Source organism: Pedobacter steynii (assembly GCF_001721645.1).
GTDB lineage: Bacteria > Bacteroidota > Bacteroidia > Sphingobacteriales > Sphingobacteriaceae > Pedobacter > Pedobacter steynii_A.
The window spans coordinates 4,292,518-4,308,385 of sequence record NZ_CP017141.1; the positions used below are offsets into that span (position 1 = coordinate 4,292,518).

14 protein-coding genes are annotated in these 15,868 nt (G+C 41.2%); 6 read left to right on the plus strand and 8 right to left on the minus strand.

What is annotated here, in order from left to right:
* Nucleotides 1-3 precede the first annotated feature (3 nt).
* Entirely contained in the window at nt 4-954 is a 951-nt protein-coding gene (locus tag BFS30_RS17720) for a hypothetical protein (protein ID WP_157262951.1), read from the minus strand.
* A 104-nt stretch (nt 955-1,058) separates the two neighbouring features.
* On the opposite strand from BFS30_RS17720, the gene proS reads away from it, so the two are divergent.
* From proS to BFS30_RS17745, 5 genes are all read left to right on the plus strand, one after another.
* Entirely contained in the window at nt 1,059-2,531 is a 1,473-nt protein-coding gene (proS, locus tag BFS30_RS17725) for a proline--tRNA ligase (RefSeq protein WP_069380516.1), read from the plus strand.
* Between the two features lie 11 nt (nt 2,532-2,542).
* The gene (locus tag BFS30_RS17730) at nt 2,543-3,238 is read left to right on the plus strand and encodes a hypothetical protein (protein WP_069380517.1); all 696 of its coding nucleotides are present in this window, start codon (nt 2,543-2,545) and stop codon (nt 3,236-3,238) included.
* The gene (locus BFS30_RS17735) at nt 3,235-4,374 is read left to right on the plus strand and encodes a cystathionine gamma-synthase (protein WP_069380518.1); all 1,140 of its coding nucleotides are present in this window, start codon (nt 3,235-3,237) and stop codon (nt 4,372-4,374) included. Before BFS30_RS17730 ends, BFS30_RS17735 begins: the two co-directional genes overlap by 4 nt.
* A 6-nt stretch (nt 4,375-4,380) precedes the next feature.
* Complete coding sequence (locus tag BFS30_RS17740) at nt 4,381-5,235, plus strand: TIGR02757 family protein (RefSeq protein ID WP_069380519.1); 855 nt, start codon at nt 4,381-4,383, stop codon at nt 5,233-5,235.
* 194 nt (nt 5,236-5,429) lie between these two features.
* Complete coding sequence (locus BFS30_RS17745) at nt 5,430-5,954, plus strand: YdeI/OmpD-associated family protein (protein ID WP_335645339.1); 525 nt, start codon at nt 5,430-5,432, stop codon at nt 5,952-5,954.
* Nucleotides 5,955-5,957: 3 nt separating this feature from the next.
* On the opposite strand, the gene BFS30_RS17750 is transcribed toward BFS30_RS17745, so the two are convergent.
* From BFS30_RS17750 to BFS30_RS17780, 7 genes are all read right to left on the minus strand, one after another.
* Nucleotides 5,958-6,686 (minus strand): polyprenol monophosphomannose synthase, encoded by a 729-nt coding sequence (locus tag BFS30_RS17750; RefSeq protein WP_069382506.1) that lies wholly within the window; start codon nt 6,684-6,686, stop codon nt 5,958-5,960.
* Between the two features lie 102 nt (nt 6,687-6,788).
* The gene (locus BFS30_RS17755) at nt 6,789-8,342 is read right to left on the minus strand and encodes a peptide MFS transporter (RefSeq protein WP_069380520.1); all 1,554 of its coding nucleotides are present in this window, start codon (nt 8,340-8,342) and stop codon (nt 6,789-6,791) included.
* A 68-nt stretch (nt 8,343-8,410) separates the two neighbouring features.
* Nucleotides 8,411-10,237 carry a peptide MFS transporter gene (locus tag BFS30_RS17760; RefSeq protein ID WP_069380521.1) on the minus strand — a complete coding sequence of 609 codons (1,827 nt, stop codon included), beginning with the start codon at nt 10,235-10,237 and terminating at the stop codon, nt 8,411-8,413.
* A gap of 182 nt (nt 10,238-10,419) precedes the next feature.
* Nucleotides 10,420-11,340: a hypothetical protein gene (locus BFS30_RS17765; protein ID WP_083252099.1), complete on the minus strand. Its 921-nt coding sequence runs from the start codon at nt 11,338-11,340 to the stop codon at nt 10,420-10,422.
* Nucleotides 11,341-12,519 (minus strand): acetyl-CoA C-acyltransferase, encoded by a 1,179-nt coding sequence (locus BFS30_RS17770; protein WP_069380523.1) that lies wholly within the window; start codon nt 12,517-12,519, stop codon nt 11,341-11,343.
* A gap of 81 nt (nt 12,520-12,600) precedes the next feature.
* Complete coding sequence (locus BFS30_RS17775) at nt 12,601-12,777, minus strand: Arc family DNA binding domain-containing protein (protein ID WP_069380524.1); 177 nt, start codon at nt 12,775-12,777, stop codon at nt 12,601-12,603.
* A 22-nt stretch (nt 12,778-12,799) separates the two neighbouring features.
* Nucleotides 12,800-13,657, minus strand: a complete 858-nt coding sequence (locus BFS30_RS17780; RefSeq protein ID WP_069380525.1) for an SPFH domain-containing protein — start codon at nt 13,655-13,657, stop codon at nt 12,800-12,802.
* 125 nt (nt 13,658-13,782) lie between these two features.
* On the opposite strand from BFS30_RS17780, the gene BFS30_RS17785 reads away from it, so the two are divergent.
* The gene (locus BFS30_RS17785; RefSeq protein WP_069380526.1) at nt 13,783-15,861 is read left to right on the plus strand and encodes an HD family phosphohydrolase; all 2,079 of its coding nucleotides are present in this window, start codon (nt 13,783-13,785) and stop codon (nt 15,859-15,861) included.
* The last annotated feature ends 7 nt before the right edge of the window (nt 15,862-15,868 follow it).

The window sequence follows — 15,868 nt, forward strand, 5'->3', positions numbered from 1 at the left end:
TGACTAGCCTCTGCCTGCACGTGATGACCTGCCGCCACCTCCTCCGCCACCGCCGGAAGATCTGCCACCACCACCGCCTTCACTTCCACCACGTGATGGAGGTGGACTGTAAGATGGTCTGCTTTGAGGTTCCGGTCTGTAGCTTTCGCCACGACTTTGTCTCTCTTGCGATGGTTGCGGTCTGTAGTTATCGCGGGTTGATGCCCTGCTGCCTTCTCCGCGGGAAGCTCTTGAGCTTCCGGAAGCACGGTTAGGGCCGTACATGTCAGCTCTGGTTCCTCTTGAAATCACATTTCCATTAAAATCAGTTCTCACCGTTTCCGAAGACCTGCCTGAAGGTCCGTATGAAGATCTTGCTCCGTCTCTGTAGCCTCTTGTTGCTCTTGGGGCATTGTTCGTTCTGCCGGTATAGGTTCCTCCGCCGATGTATCCACCGCCCCAGTAACCTCCTCCGTAGTATCCGCCACCATAGTAACCTCCACCGCCATAATAGTTATTCCATCCCCAATTGTTCCATCCCCATGGGTTATAACCAAAAGGAGAATAATAGTTACCCCATCCGTAGTATGGAGAATTCCATAGAGAACCAAAACTAAGACCTAGAGAGAAGCCATTGTAGCCGTATCCGCTACCATAGCCATAATATCCATTGTCAAAATAAGGATCGTAATATGATCTCCATGGGCTGGAGTAAGAGAATCTATTGATACGCGAAGAGTAATCCATATCATAATAAGGATCACTGGTGCCATAATATTCGTCGCTTTGATCGTAATTGTCCTGAGGAGCCTGTTGTCTCGGCCGTTCCTGTGGCGTATAAATCTGCGCCTTTGCGGTAGAGCCATAAACATCATCCTCATTCGTACTTTGCTGCGCATATCTTGGCGCAGAGCAGGACGCAACAACAAGTGTTGTCAGGGCCAGCATACTGGTGAATAAATGGTTAGGTTTCATAACTATATGTTTTCTTTGTGTGTGCACGTTTTTTGTAGGTATAAATTTATAAATTTGTAGCCTACATTACAAGCAAACTTACACAAAAAACGTTCCAAATAGTTATGAGCAAAGGTATTACAAGTAAAAACGAAGATTATTCCCAGTGGTATAACGACATTGTTATAAAGGCCGACCTTGCAGAGCATTCCTCTGTTAAAGGATGTATGGTGATAAAACCCTATGGATACTCCATTTGGGAGAAAATACAGGCGGTTTTGGACCAGAAATTTAAAGATACAGGCCACAGCAATGCTTACTTTCCTTTATTCATTCCTAAGTCATATTTTTCAAAGGAAGCATCCCATGTGGAAGGCTTTGCGACAGAATGTGCAGTTGTGACACATTACCGTCTTAAAAATGATGGAAACGGAAACATTGTCGTAGATGAAACCGCCAAACTGGAAGAGGAACTGATCGTAAGACCAACTTCCGAAACCATCATCTGGAACACTTATAAAGGATGGATCCAATCTTACCGTGATCTTCCGCTACTGATCAACCAATGGGCTAACGTTGTGCGCTGGGAAATGCGTACCCGCCTATTCCTTCGTACCACAGAATTCCTTTGGCAGGAAGGGCATACTGCACATTCTACTGCACAGGAAGCAATTGAAGAAACAGAAAGAATGCTGGATGTGTACGCGGATTTTGCAGAAAACTGGATGGGTGTACCAGTAGTGAAAGGATTAAAAACACCAAATGAACGTTTTGCCGGTGCTTTGGATACTTATTGTATCGAGGCGCTAATGCAGGATGGAAAAGCTTTGCAGGCAGGAACATCACACTTCCTCGGACAAAACTTTGCAAAGGCTTTCGATGTGAAATTCACCAATAAAGAAGGTAAAATAGAACACGTATGGGCTACTTCATGGGGCGTTTCGACCCGCTTAATGGGCGCACTGATTATGGCGCATAGCGACGATGCCGGATTGGTTTTACCTCCGAAATTGGCACCTATTCAGGTAGTCATTGTTCCGATTTATAAGGGAGAAGAGGAGCTGAAAAACATTTCCACATTTGTAGATGAGCTGATGCCTAAACTAAAACGCCTTGGTATCTCTGTAAAATATGACGACCGTGATACCCAACGTCCGGGATTCAAATTTGCGGAGTATGAACTAAAAGGAGTGCCAATTCGTTTAGCTATTGGTGGAAGAGATATGGAAAATGGTACTGTTGAGCTTGCCCGCAGGGATACAAGAGAAAAACAAACCGTAATTCAGGAAGGTCTTGATATTCATATTGCCCAGTTACTGGAGGAAATTCAGGCTAATATTTTCGATAAGGCATTAAAATTCAGAGAAGAGCATACCACTGAGGCGAACTCTTATGATGAATTTAAAGAACTGCTGGATGGTAAAGCCGGATTTATTTCTGCACATTGGGATGGAACACCAGAAACAGAACAGAAAATTAAAGAAGAAACAAAAGCAACAATCAGGTGCGTGCCTTTAAACAATAAACTGGAAGATGGTGTTTGTATCTATTCTGGTAAACCATCTAAACAAAGGGTATTGTTTGCCAGAGCTTACTAAATCAACACTTAATGGATACTGAAAATTACGGTAAAATACTTAAAGAATTTGAAAATAAAGCTTCTTTAAAGCAGGCGATTTACAGAAATACAACTGAGATTTTTGAATTGTTGAAAAGGCAATTGTCAAAGACTGCCGGCAGACTAAAACACGATTACGGGGTAAAAGATACCTCTGTCGAAATTGACTATAAAGAGAATAATAAGTTTGAAGCTCAGCTTAAGTTTTCCGGCGATATGCTGATGGTATCCATGCACAGTAATATTTTTAACTTTGAACCTGCCCATTCTATATTTCAAACGAAATACATTAAGGATGATCCTTCATTGAGTTACTGTGGTGTGATCTATATTCATAATTTTCTGGCTGATTCTATTAAATACAACCGCCTGGCGGATGAAGGGTCGCTGATCGCCCGTATCCTCATCAACAGAGACAAGCACTTTATGGTGGAAGGAGAGGGGGCGCTGGATTTTCTGTACCAGGATATTGCCAATAATCTGGTCACAGAAGAGAAGCTGACAGACATCATAGAAAGGTCAATTTTGTTCTGTTTGGCTTCGGATCTGGTAATTCCTCCTTTTGCGCAAATAAAAGAAGTAACTTTAAATCAAAAACAATCCATGTTGGCGGCAAGCGGATATCCTACAGGTAAACATCTGGGATATCAGTTTAAAGCGGAAATAGAGCAAAATAATAACATATGAAGTTCGCAACGAAAGCAATACATGCCGGTCAGGAACCTGACCCGTCTACCGGAGCAGTAATGACTCCTATATACCAAACCTCTACCTATTGGCAGAAATCACCTGGTGATCATCAGGGATTTGAATATTCAAGAGGTACTAACCCTACGCGTAAGGCCCTGGAGGCGTGTCTGGCCGCTTTGGAAAATGCGAAACACGGTTTGGCTTTTTCAAGTGGAATGGGTGCTACAGATACCGTTTTGAGGTTGTTGCAACCGGGAGATGAAGTCATTACAGGTAATGACCTTTACGGAGGTTCTTATCGTATTTTCACCAAGGTATATGCAAAATATGGCATTAAATTTCATTTTCTGGATTTGTCAAAGCCAGAAAATATGTTGCCTTATATCAATGATAAAACAAAGTTGGTATGGATTGAAACCCCTACAAACCCAACTATGCAGATCATTGACATTGAAGGTATTGCCAGGATCACCAAAGAACGCAAACTAATCCTGACGGTAGACAATACTTTTGCTTCTCCTTATCTGCAAAATCCTATGGATCTTGGTGCTGATATCGTGATGCATTCTGTAACCAAATACATTGGCGGTCACTCTGATGTCGTTATGGGTGCACTACTGGTAAATGATGATCAGTTGTATAAAGACCTTTGGTTTATCTACAATGCCTGTGGCGCCACTCCGGGACCTCAGGATGCCTTTCTGGTACTTAGAGGGATTAAGACCCTTCACCTGAGAATGAAAGCACATTGTGAAAACGGAGAGAAGGTTGCCCGTTTCCTTAAAAGCCACCCAAAAGTAGATAAGATCTACTGGCCTGGTTTTGAGGATCATCCTAATCATGATATTGCTAAAAAGCAAATGCGTGGTTTTGGCGGTATGGTTTCCATTACCCTAAAGGATGCTGATCTTCAGGAAACTTTCCGGATTGCTTCTTCATTCAAAGTCTTTACGCTGGCAGAATCTCTGGGCGGTGTTGAATCTTTAATCAATCACCCGGTAAGCATGACACACGGTTCTATCCCGAAAGAAGAACGTGAAAAAGTAGGTGTTACTGATAACCTTTTACGCCTCAGTGTTGGCGTAGAGGATATCGACGACTTAATCGCAGACTTAGAACAAGCTTTAAAATAAGAAATATTGGAATTCCTGGAACTTAAAGATTTTTTGGACCTCAAAGTTGAGCAATACAACAGGCCTGATTTTATCTCAAATGATCCGATTTGCATTCCACATCGTTTTTCAAAAAAACAAGACGTTGAGATTGCCGCATTTTTTGCGGCAATTTTAGCTTGGGGGCAACGCAAAACGATCATCAACAAATGTACCGAGCTCTTTCAGCGAATGGATAATGAGCCGTACGACTTTATGCTGAACCATAGTGATGATGACCTGAAGCGTTTACTAAACTTCAAACACCGCACTTTCAACGATACCGATCTGCTTTATTTCGTATCGTTCTTTAAGCACCATTATGAACAATCGGACAGCCTTGAAACTGCCTTTCTGGCGCCCGAACCAGTTTTTAGAGAAGAATACCTGAAAGAAGCGACTCCTGCTACAAACAGCTATAGTTCTGCCGCCTGTATGCTATCTGAACTAAAGAAAGTCCCGGCTACAGAACGTGCCTTGAATCATTTCAGGTCTTATTTCTTCAGCCTTCCGGATTTCCCCCGACGAACGATCAAGCATGTTTCTTCCCCTTTACAGAAATCCACCTGCAAACGCCTGAACATGTTTTTACGCTGGATGGTGAGAAAGGACAATAAAGGAGTAGATTTTGGAGTCTGGAACACCATTAAGCCTGCAGATTTAATTTGCCCCTGTGATGTCCATGTTGATCGGGTAGCACGCAAACTAGGATTGATCAGCAGGAAACAAACCGACTGGCAAACTGCAGTAGAATTGAGTCGTCACCTCTCCGAATTTGATCCCCTTGACCCCGTAAAATACGACTTCGCTTTATTTGGCCTCGGCATAGAAGAAAAGTTCTAAAAGCCCTGTCAAAAAAAATTCTGCTTTATGAACCTTGCTTAATAAACCCCGCTTTAACCTCCCCGCATAGGAGCAATATCAAAAAAAAGGAGTGTTTATGTGAGGGCATAGGAATTTTGCCCCTTCAGGCAAAGGTTCCAGCCTGAACAAAATACTCCTTTTTTTAAAGAGATAAATCCAAATCATTTATCTTTATGATTATGGTAACCTTCAAAGCAGAAATTGAGCGTTTCGCAGAAATGGGCGAAAAATCCGGCTGGACCTATATTTTTATCCCCTTTGCAACCGCAAACGAAATCAAGAAAAACTGTAAAAAAAGCTATCGGGTGAAAGGACAGCTTGATCAGGTTCCTGTCGAAGGTCTGGCTCTTGTTCCAATGGGCGAGGGCGATTTTATCATTTCTTTAAATGCTACTTTACGGAAAAAGTTAAAAAAGGAAAAAGGTGGAATACTTGATGTTGCATTGGAAGAAGATGTCGCCTTCAAAATAGAGATGCCCGAAGATCTTGAACTCTGCTTATCCGATGAACCTCAGCTATTAAAAAATTTCCTGAAGCAGCCCAAATCACATCAGAACTGGTACATTAACTGGTTAAATTCTGCGAAGACAGAGCCTACAAGAACAAAGAGGATCGTCAAAATTGTTTCCGCAATGGATAAAGACTGGGATTTTGGCACCATGATGAGGGATGGAAAACCTCCTAAAAATAAAGATTAGTGCTTATCGGTCGTATTTCCTGAACCAGCTCCATACTTTCATTTGAATCACTCCAATGAAAGCCTCCCTGAAAATCCTCGTACTCATTTTAGAAGTACCCTCAGTGCGGTCAGTAAAGATGATTGGAACTTCCACTACTTTAAAGCCATACTTAATCGCAGTGAACTTCATTTCAATCTGGAAGGCATAACCTACAAATTTGATTTTATCTAAAGGAATGGTTGCTAAAACCTGTCTGCGGTAACATTTAAAACCTGCTGTTGCATCCTGAATATTAATTCTGGTGATGATGCGAACATACATGGAGGCAAAGTACGACATCAATACCCTGTTCATTGGCCAGTTAACCACGTTCACGCCATTTACATAACGGGATCCGATGGCCAGGTCTCCACCATTAACACAAGCTTCACGAAGTCTGATCAGGTCGTCAGGATTATGAGAAAAATCAGCATCCATTTCAAAAATATATTCATATTGAGGACGTTCCAGTGCCCATCTGAATCCATGAATGTAGGCTGTTCCCAATCCTAGTTTTCCGGTACGCTGTTCCAGGTGTAAGGCTGGATATTCCTGTTGTAACCTCTTAACAATATCAGCAGTTCCATCCGGGGATCCATCATCAATGATTAATATCTCAAAGAAATAGGGTAAGGAAAAAACCTTCCTGATGATCTTTTCAATATTTTCTTTCTCGTTGTAAGTGGGGATTATAATTAGACTGTCTGACACGTAAAATAAATTAATGAGCGAAATTATGGATTCTAAACGAAAAACCCTCAGCATATCGAATATACTGAGGGTTAATTTATGTTAAATTGCCTGATCAGCGGATTAATTCACCTCCTGCATCAGTTTCTTCACTAGAGGAGAGATGATAATCAGCAGCACTCCTGCAATTAAAGCGTAAATAGCAAGTTGTTTGTAACCATCCGTAAAAGTGATCAGCTTTTGCACAGTCGTATCATTTTCGCCTGCCTTTGCCATGTTAGCTCCGAGAATCCCCGCTACATACTGACCGTAAGCACTGGCCAGGAACCACATTCCCATCATTACTCCCTGAAGTTTTACCGGAGATAACTTGGTCATGATCGATAAGCCGATAGGAGAGAGGCAAAGCTCTCCGAAGGTAATCACCAGGTACGATAGCGTAAAGGCATCCAGTGAAGCGATGCCACTTGCGTTGGCAAAGAATCTGGTGCTATACAGGATAAAGAATCCTCCAGCCAGGAATAAGAAGCCTAAACCAAATTTTACAACGGTATTTGGCTCGATCTTTTTCTTAGCCAGACCAATCCAGACCAGACTGAAAACAAAAGCAAAAATAATAACGAAGAAAGAGTTCGCAGAGTTGTTTACTCCATTCGGATCCAGGGTGATTACACCTAGGAGTTTATTGTCCAGGTTTCTTGCTGCAAACAGCGCCATTGAACCACCACTTTGCTCATAGATTCCCCAAAAAATAATGGAAAATAATATGAAAACGAGGGCTGCGATTAACTTTTTAGCTTCTGCCCAGCTGTATTTAGTCATTTCGTAAACGATATACACCAATGTTGCAGGGCCGATAATGTACATAAACCAGTCTGTGTACTGTGTTTTTGCCACCATGATCATAATAACAGGAATGATAGCCAATGATCCGGCATAAACCGCATAGTCATACCATTTTTTGCCTATCGCTTTGCTGGTAATCGTTACCGGTTCAGAAGGAATTTTTGCATCAATGCCATCCGTTAAGATTTCTTTAATCTCTTCATCCTTAAAAGGAGACAGACCGATAGGGCCAAGGCTTTTTTTAGTGAAGATAAAAGTCAGTAAGCTGATGGTCATTACGATCCCTGCCAGGCCGAATGCCAGGTGCCAGGAATAGGTTTTTCCAAGTGTGATACAGGCATAACCACCTAATAAACCTCCGATATTGATCCCTGCATAAAATAAAGAGAAACCTGCATCGCGGCGGGGATCATTTCCTTTGTAAAGGGCACCTACCATGGTCGAAATATTAGGTTTAAAGAAACCTGTTCCCACTACTGTAAAGCTGATTCCGAGGAAAAAGAACTGATGTGGATCATAGGATAAGATCGCACTTCCGATAATCATTAATATACCGCCCCAGAACAGGGATTTTCTAAAGCCAAGAATTTTATCTGCAAACAAACCACCGATAAAGGTGAAAGCATATACAAATGCCTGCGTAGCACCATATTGAAGGTTTGCATCCTGATCCCTCATGAGGAGCTGTGTAACCATGAAATAGGTAAGCATTCCACGCATCCCGTAGAAACAGAAGCGTTCCCACATTTCGGAGAAGAACAGGTACCAAAGTTGTTTAGGGTATTTGCCTTTAAAATTCTGGATTTGTTCGAGGCTGATATTTTCTGGCATATCTTAATTTAATTTATCTGTTGAGCAAAAAAAGCCTTTGGAGAGGTCCAAAGGCTTTTTTTTTTGTATTATTTTACTTCGTGCATTAGTTTCTTGATTAGTGGAGCAAGCAGGATGGAAGTTACTCCGATCGCTACTGCAACTCCTGTAATGATCAGGAAGAAATAGCTGATTCCTTTCTCTGCTGCAATGGCATCTGAATTTTCACCCAGGATACCTGCCACTTTATTCGCGATAGCGATAGCCAGGTACCATACCCCGAACATGAAGGCGATCATCCGTGCCGGAACCAGCTTACTTACATAAGATAGGCCTACAGGAGAGATACAAAGCTCTGCCATGGTATGGAACAGGTAAACAAAGATTAACCAGACAATACTCACGGAAGCCGTTTTAGCACCTGGAGCGATGTCTCTTGCTCCAAAAACAAGAAATGCCATTCCCAGACCTAATAAAATCATTCCGATACCAAACTTAACGTTTGCTCCGGGATTGTATTTACTTTCCCACCATTTAGAGAACAATGGCGCAAGCGTAATGATAAATAAAGAGTTCAATACACTAAACCAGGAAGCTGGAATTTGCGTGAGGTTTTCTTTTACCTTTTCAATTTTCAACATCGACAGGGTATCATCTGATAAGGTCAGATGACCTGCACCATAGAAGTCCCGTAACAACATCCAGATGGTAATCATCCAGATGATCACAAAACTTGCGCTTAAAATCAGGTTCGCCAATGCGAATTTTTTAAAGGTTTGTCCAAATAGAAGGAACAGTACCCAGGTAATGATTCCCAGGGGAACCACAGCGATCAATGAATTTGCAATCAGGAAGATCAAACTTGCATCGCCTTGTAACACACGGTCCGTATAATCTCTTGCGAAGATGGTTAAGGTTCCTGGAGCCTGTTCGAAAACGGCGAAGAAAGAGAAAGTTAAGGTGGCAAAGAAAGTTACCGCATACAATTTGTCTCTGGTAATTTTTGAATATTGTGTTAATCGGAAGAACAAAAGGAACAGAAACAATACCAGGGCAAGAAGAATCGTGAAATTCGTGCCCTCCATTCCAAAGATGTTGAAATTCAATAAATTTTGCGCCCCTTTAGATATTTTAGAAACAGGATCGTTAATCACCCAGATCAAACCCAATATTGAACAAAGTCCAACGATAATCAGCTGCCATGAAGAAAAAGGCACCCTTTTATCGGTATCATCTTTATCGATCACCACATCTTTAGCTTTAATAGGCTTCAGACCGATGGTGCCGAAAATGTTTTGCATAAAATAAAACTGTAACAGACCAAAAAGCATAAATACTCCGGCAAGACCAAAACCAATGCTCCAGCCCACTTTTTCACCCAGATAACCGCAAAGCAGAATTCCGAAGAATGCACCTGCGTTTACACCCATATAGAATATGGTATACGCACCATCTTTCTTTTCAGGATGGTCTTTGTACATCAGGGAAACGATGGAAGTCATGTTAGGTTTGAAAAAACCGGTACCGAAAACTAGTAAACCTAATCCAAGGTAGATAAAGAATGGGGTTTCAACAGCCATACAGCCATGCCCTAAGGTCATTAGCAAAGCACCTACGATTACCGCCCATCTAAAGCCGATCAGTTTATCAGCGAAATAACCGCCCAGCATAGTCGATAAATAAACCAATGCTGTATAAGATCCGAACAGTGACATCGCATGTTCGCGGGGCCAGCCCCAGCCTGGATGGTCTCCTAAAACAGAGGCCGTAAAAAACATTACAAGTAATGCCCGCATCCCATAGTAGGAAAATCTTTCCCACATCTCTGTAAAGAACAGGACAAACAATCCCGAAGGGTGTCCTAATACCTTACTCTCAAAAAAGTTATTTGGATTATCCAAATTTTGTGCATTCATGTGTTGGTTTTTTTGTGTAATAATTTATAGAATGGTTCAGTTAGTTCTTATGAATAAATATTGTGGTGACGAATGTTTCGGGAGGATTTTTCTGTGTCTGTGCTATAAACCATCGCGCAAGATAGGCACACAGACTCAGACTCACAAATTTTTAGCGTAGATTAAAACTTCATAATCATGGTTTAAAGCTTCTTAATGGGTTGTATCTTTTTATTTTTGGGATCTATATAAAGTTCATCCAGATCGTTGGGCGCATTCTTTAGCTCCACATTCTCAACGAGTTTTAGCCTTCCTCCACTAAGTCTATACGCATCAAAGCTCAGGTCGGATGCGTAGAATTCGTAATTTCCCACCATATCCTGATTAAAAGGCGCGAGGTGATCAAATACAATCATATTTGTGGCTTTATCCATCATCAATGTCATTGAATTTAACTTATTGTATTCAAAAATGATTCTGTTTTTGCCGGGATCTTGTTTCTGATCGAAGATGGCTTTTCCAAAAACAGGTTCTCCTTTTTCAAAGGAAAGGACTTCAATCAGTTTTTTGGAAGTTTTATTATTATTCCCTTTCCATCCGATCAGGGCGTAATAAGGGCTTTTACCGTTTACGATAACCGGAATGATTTCATAATAATGTGCGCCATACCAGTTTTTGTTACTGGTAACCGCATTTGCATCTTTCAGGTTTTCAGTTCCGTCAATAAGGGGGTGTAATTTCAGTTTGCCATCCTTAGTGGCTATCTGTATCGCTCCAAAGTAGCGATAAGAGCCATCATCCAACGGTAAGTGCCAGGAGAAAATCCGGAAAGATTTATCTGGTGATTTCAGAACCGTGATTCTTTTTACGGAATCAAAGGAGTGGTTAAAAGAGGAGGGGGTTTTTAACGCGTTTACCAGCGTTTTGATAAACTGTGCATTTGAGGCAAAGCGTTCCTGATTGGTTAGCGCTTCAGCGGTCCGTTCACCGATTTGGATCAGGGAGTCCTGGTATTTCGCCATCGCCGGGATATTGGTCAGCGTAAAGCTATGCTGCGCATGGACTGTAGCCATTGCGCAGCATAAAAAGGTCAATAGCAGGAAAGGTTTTGAAGCCTTAAACATTTAGCTTAGTTTTTCGATAACGATTGCGCTGGCGCCACCGCCGCCATTACAAATTCCTGCAACACCAATAGTGCCGTTGTTTTGTGCCAGTACAGATAAAAGGGTCACGACGATCCTCGCACCTGAAGCACCTAGCGGATGGCCAAGGGAAACGGCACCTCCGTTTATATTTACTTTTTCTCCGTCAAGTTCCAATAGTTTATTATTGGCCAGGGAAACCACAGAGAAAGCTTCATTGATCTCAAAATAATCAACATCAGTAATATTTTTTCCTGCGCGCTGAAGTGCAAGAGGAATTGCTTTGGCAGGGGCAGTAGTGAACCATTCCGGTGCCTGTTGAGCATCTGCATAAGAAAGGATTTTTGCCAATGGTTTTAATCCAAGTTCTTTGGCTTTATCCGCACTCATCAACACTAAAGCAGCAGCACCATCATTTAAAGTAGAGGCATTGGCAGCGGTTACCGTACCATCTTTTTTGAAAACAGGTTTTAAACCCGGGATTTTATCAAACTTAACGGCAAATGGCTCTTCATCCTTATTAATCAGGCTGATTTCTCCTTTACGGTCTTTTACTTCTACTGCGATAATTTCTGAATCGAATTTACCTTCAGTCTGTGCAGCCTGTGATTTTTTGTAAGAACCAATGGCAAAAGCATCCTGCTCTTCACGGGTAAATCCGCAGTCAGCAGCACAAAGTTCTGCGGCAGAACCCATATGATAATCATTATATACGTCCCAGAGACCATCTTTTACCAGTCCGTCAGTAATCTGACCATGACCCAGGCGGTATCCGTTTCTGGCTTTATCTAAATAGTAAGGTACATTGCTCATGCTTTCCATTCCACCGGCCACGATGATGTCACTTTGGCCTAAGGCAATACTTTGTGCAGCCAGCATAATGGCTTTTGTTCCGGAAGCACATACTTTATTAATAGTCGTACCTGGAACATCCGGTAAACCGGCAAATTTTGCGGCCTGCGTTGCCGGGGCCTGACCAAGATTAGCGGATAACACATTTCCCATATAAACTTCCTGAACATCAGCAGGGGCGATGCCTGCTTTCTCTACAGCTGCTTTAATCGCTAAACCACCTAGTTGGGTCGCTGAAAAACCTGATAATGAACCACCAAAGCTTCCTATTGGTGTTCTAACGGCAGATACTATGACTACTTCTCTCATTAATGTCTTTTAATTTTGGTTAAAAGCAAAGTTAAGTAATTACTGGCATGTGCTGGTTAAAGTCAGTTGTTTTTAACATTTTCAGTCTGTATCATTTTTGTTTATTCTTCGTTTTCTTCTCGATTTCAAGGCTTCATTTAAGAGGTATTCTATTTGTCCGTTTGTGCTCCTGAACTCATCTCCGGCCCAATTCTCAATCTCTTTGAGCAGGGTGGCGTTGATCCTAAGCACAAAAGCTTTTTTATCTTTATCAGACATGATTTTTTTGTACTCCTGGTAATTAATTATATAATGTTCCTGTATTGACTACAGGTTGTACATTGCGGTCACCACAAAGTACAACAAGCAGGTTGCTGACCATTGCAGCTTTACGTTCTTCGTCCAGCTCCACAATGTTCTTTTCTGAAAGTCTTTCTAATGCCATCTCAACCATGCCTACTGCCCCTTCTACAATCAGCTTACGTGCGGCAATTACTGCCGTTGCCTGCTGGCGTTGTAACATGGCACTCGCGATTTCCTGTGCATAAGCCAGGTGAGAGATTCTTGCTTCTATGACCTCTATTCCTGCTCTTGATAACCTTTCGCTCAATTCCGCTTCCAGTAATGAGCTTACTTTCTCTGCCCCGTCTTTTAAGGTAATGGTTGCTTCTTCATCTTCGAAATTGTCGTAGGGAAAAATATTGGCGAGATGTCTTACTGCAGCCTCACTCTGAATGGTCACATATTGCAGGTAATCTTCTACTGCAAACATGGCTTTTGCCGTTTCCTGAATCTGCCATACCACTACAGCCGCAATTTCAATCGGATTTCCGAGTTTGTCATTTACTTTGATCTGATGTCCGTTCAGGTTCCTTGCTTTAAGGGAAACCTTCTTTTTTACAGTTAATGGATTAACCCAGAAAAAGCCATCTGTCTTTACTGTGCCTACGTACTTTCCAAAAAGAGTAAGTACTTTGGATTCATTTGGGTTATTGATGATGAGTCCCGGTAATACCAGGATGAAATTCAAGACCAGGGCGATTGCACCGATCACAAACTGTTCTGTTGCCAATGCGAAAATTCCACCGCCCAATAAGACAAGGAATAATACGAATGTTAAATAGCCGGATGGCGGGGTAATGATTTTTTCCTGATACATAATGATATTGATTTGATATCATAAAGTAAAGTATAATTGTGGAGATAAACAAGAGATTACCTCATCCAAAACACGATTTGAAGAAAATTTATATTATTTTTGAATGAAATAAAATCAATATCATTTTGGCTAAAATCAAAAAGAATTCCCACAGGGTGCTTTACCGCAAGTATTCATCAAACATCAAATACATCATGATGGTACTTTCAGTATTGATTATAACGGTGTTTTTACCAAAACAGCCCCGTTTCAGGTATGAATTTGAAAAGGGTGAAATATGGAAAAATAAAGACCTGGTTTCGCCTTTCAGCTTTGCTATTTTAAAAACTGCCCCACAGGTAACCACTGATAAAAAGGATGCACTTAACAATGTACTTCCTATTTATAAGATGAATAAAGACCTTATCCATGGAGTGGAAGAAGCCTATTTGAATGAGTTTGATGTGAAGTGGAAAACAAATGCTTTTCCTGAAAATGAAAAAGCAGCGTATAAAACTTCTTCCTTTAAATTACTGGAAGCGATTTACACCAGAGGAATTATTGCGATGAATGCAAAACATCAAAAGGGAAATAAGTATTACGATTTCGCTTTGATGACCAATAATATCAGCAGGAATTTAAGCACACAGGATGTATTTACGGTACAGTCGGCTTTGGAATATTTTGAGAAGAACTACAATTCCATCAACCTGAAGGTTAAAGAAATGATTGTTAACCTTGTTGAAGATCATTTGACACCCAATATTACTTTTGATGAGAAGCTGACTACAATTGTGCAGAACAATACCGTAAGTAGTTTATCTACTACCAGGGGGATGGTACAGAAGGGAGAACTGATCATTGCGAAAGACAATGTGGTGGATGATGAGATTTATCAAAAACTGCTTTCCTTTAAAGAAGCTTATGAGGCGCAAACCAAAACCATAGGAGATAGCAAGCTGGTTTATTTCGGACAAATATTGCTGGTCGGTTTCATTGTGAGTTTGCTGATGTTCTTTTTGAAACTGTTCAGGAAGGATATTTTTGCCGATAACAGGCAATTGTCCCTGCTGCTTCTGGTCATCACGACCATGCTCTTGTGTTTAACCTGGGCCATTAAACTGAACCTGCCCAGTATCTATTATATTCCTTTTTGTATCGTTCCGATTATCATCAGGATCTTATTTGATACCCGTCTGGCGCTTTACCTGCACTTATTGGTGATCCTGATTGCCGGCTTCTTTGTGCCAAACAGTTTTGAGTTTGTGTTTTATCAGATCACTTCCGGTATGGTGGCCATTTACAGTATCCGAAATCTAATCAAAAGAGAACAGCTGTTATTGTCGGCCTTATTTATACTATCGGCTTATTTTGTTTCCTTTGTTGGGATTGGTTTACTTAGAGAGGGATCTTTCAGTCAGATTGAGTGGATTAATTTCGTCCCTTTCATTATTAGTGTATTGCTCTCTCTGCTTGCTTATCCACTGATCTATGCTTTCGAGCGTTTATTTGGCATTACTTCCGATGTCGCACTGATTGAGCTCACGAATACCAATAATAAGTTATTGAGAGAGCTTGCTTTTAAGGCTCCGGGAACTTTTCAGCACTCTTTGCAGGTAGCGAACCTGGCAGAGGCGGCTATTTTTAAAATAGGAGGGAACTCATTACTGGTTAGGGCCGGTGCTTTGTATCATGATATTGGTAAAATTGAGAATCCTCAGTATTTTATAGAGAACCAGAATACAGCCCTCAGTCCACACGACAAGCTGCCTTACGAGCAAAGTGCTCAGATCATCATCAAACATGTTCATAAAGGCATAGAGATTACGCGCAGACATCAACTGCCGGAAAGTGTGATTGATTTCATCAGAACCCACCATGGAAATACCAGGGTCGATTATTTTTATCAATCCTTTTTGAAGAATTCTCCGGAGAAATTTGTGGATGAAAACATCTTCCGATATCCTGGACCTATCCCTTTTTCTAAAGAAACAGGTGTTTTAATGCTTGCAGATTCAGTCGAAGCAGCCTCAAGAAGCCTAAAAAATCCGGACGCTCAAAGTATAAATGACATCGTGGAAAGGATCATCAACTATAAATTGGAACAAAATCAATTAGATAATTGCGATATTACTTTAAAAGATTTAGAAACTATAAAGCTGATCTTCAAGACGATGCTTATGAGCATCTATCATGTGCGTATAGATTACCTCCAAAATGTGTAAATTTTTT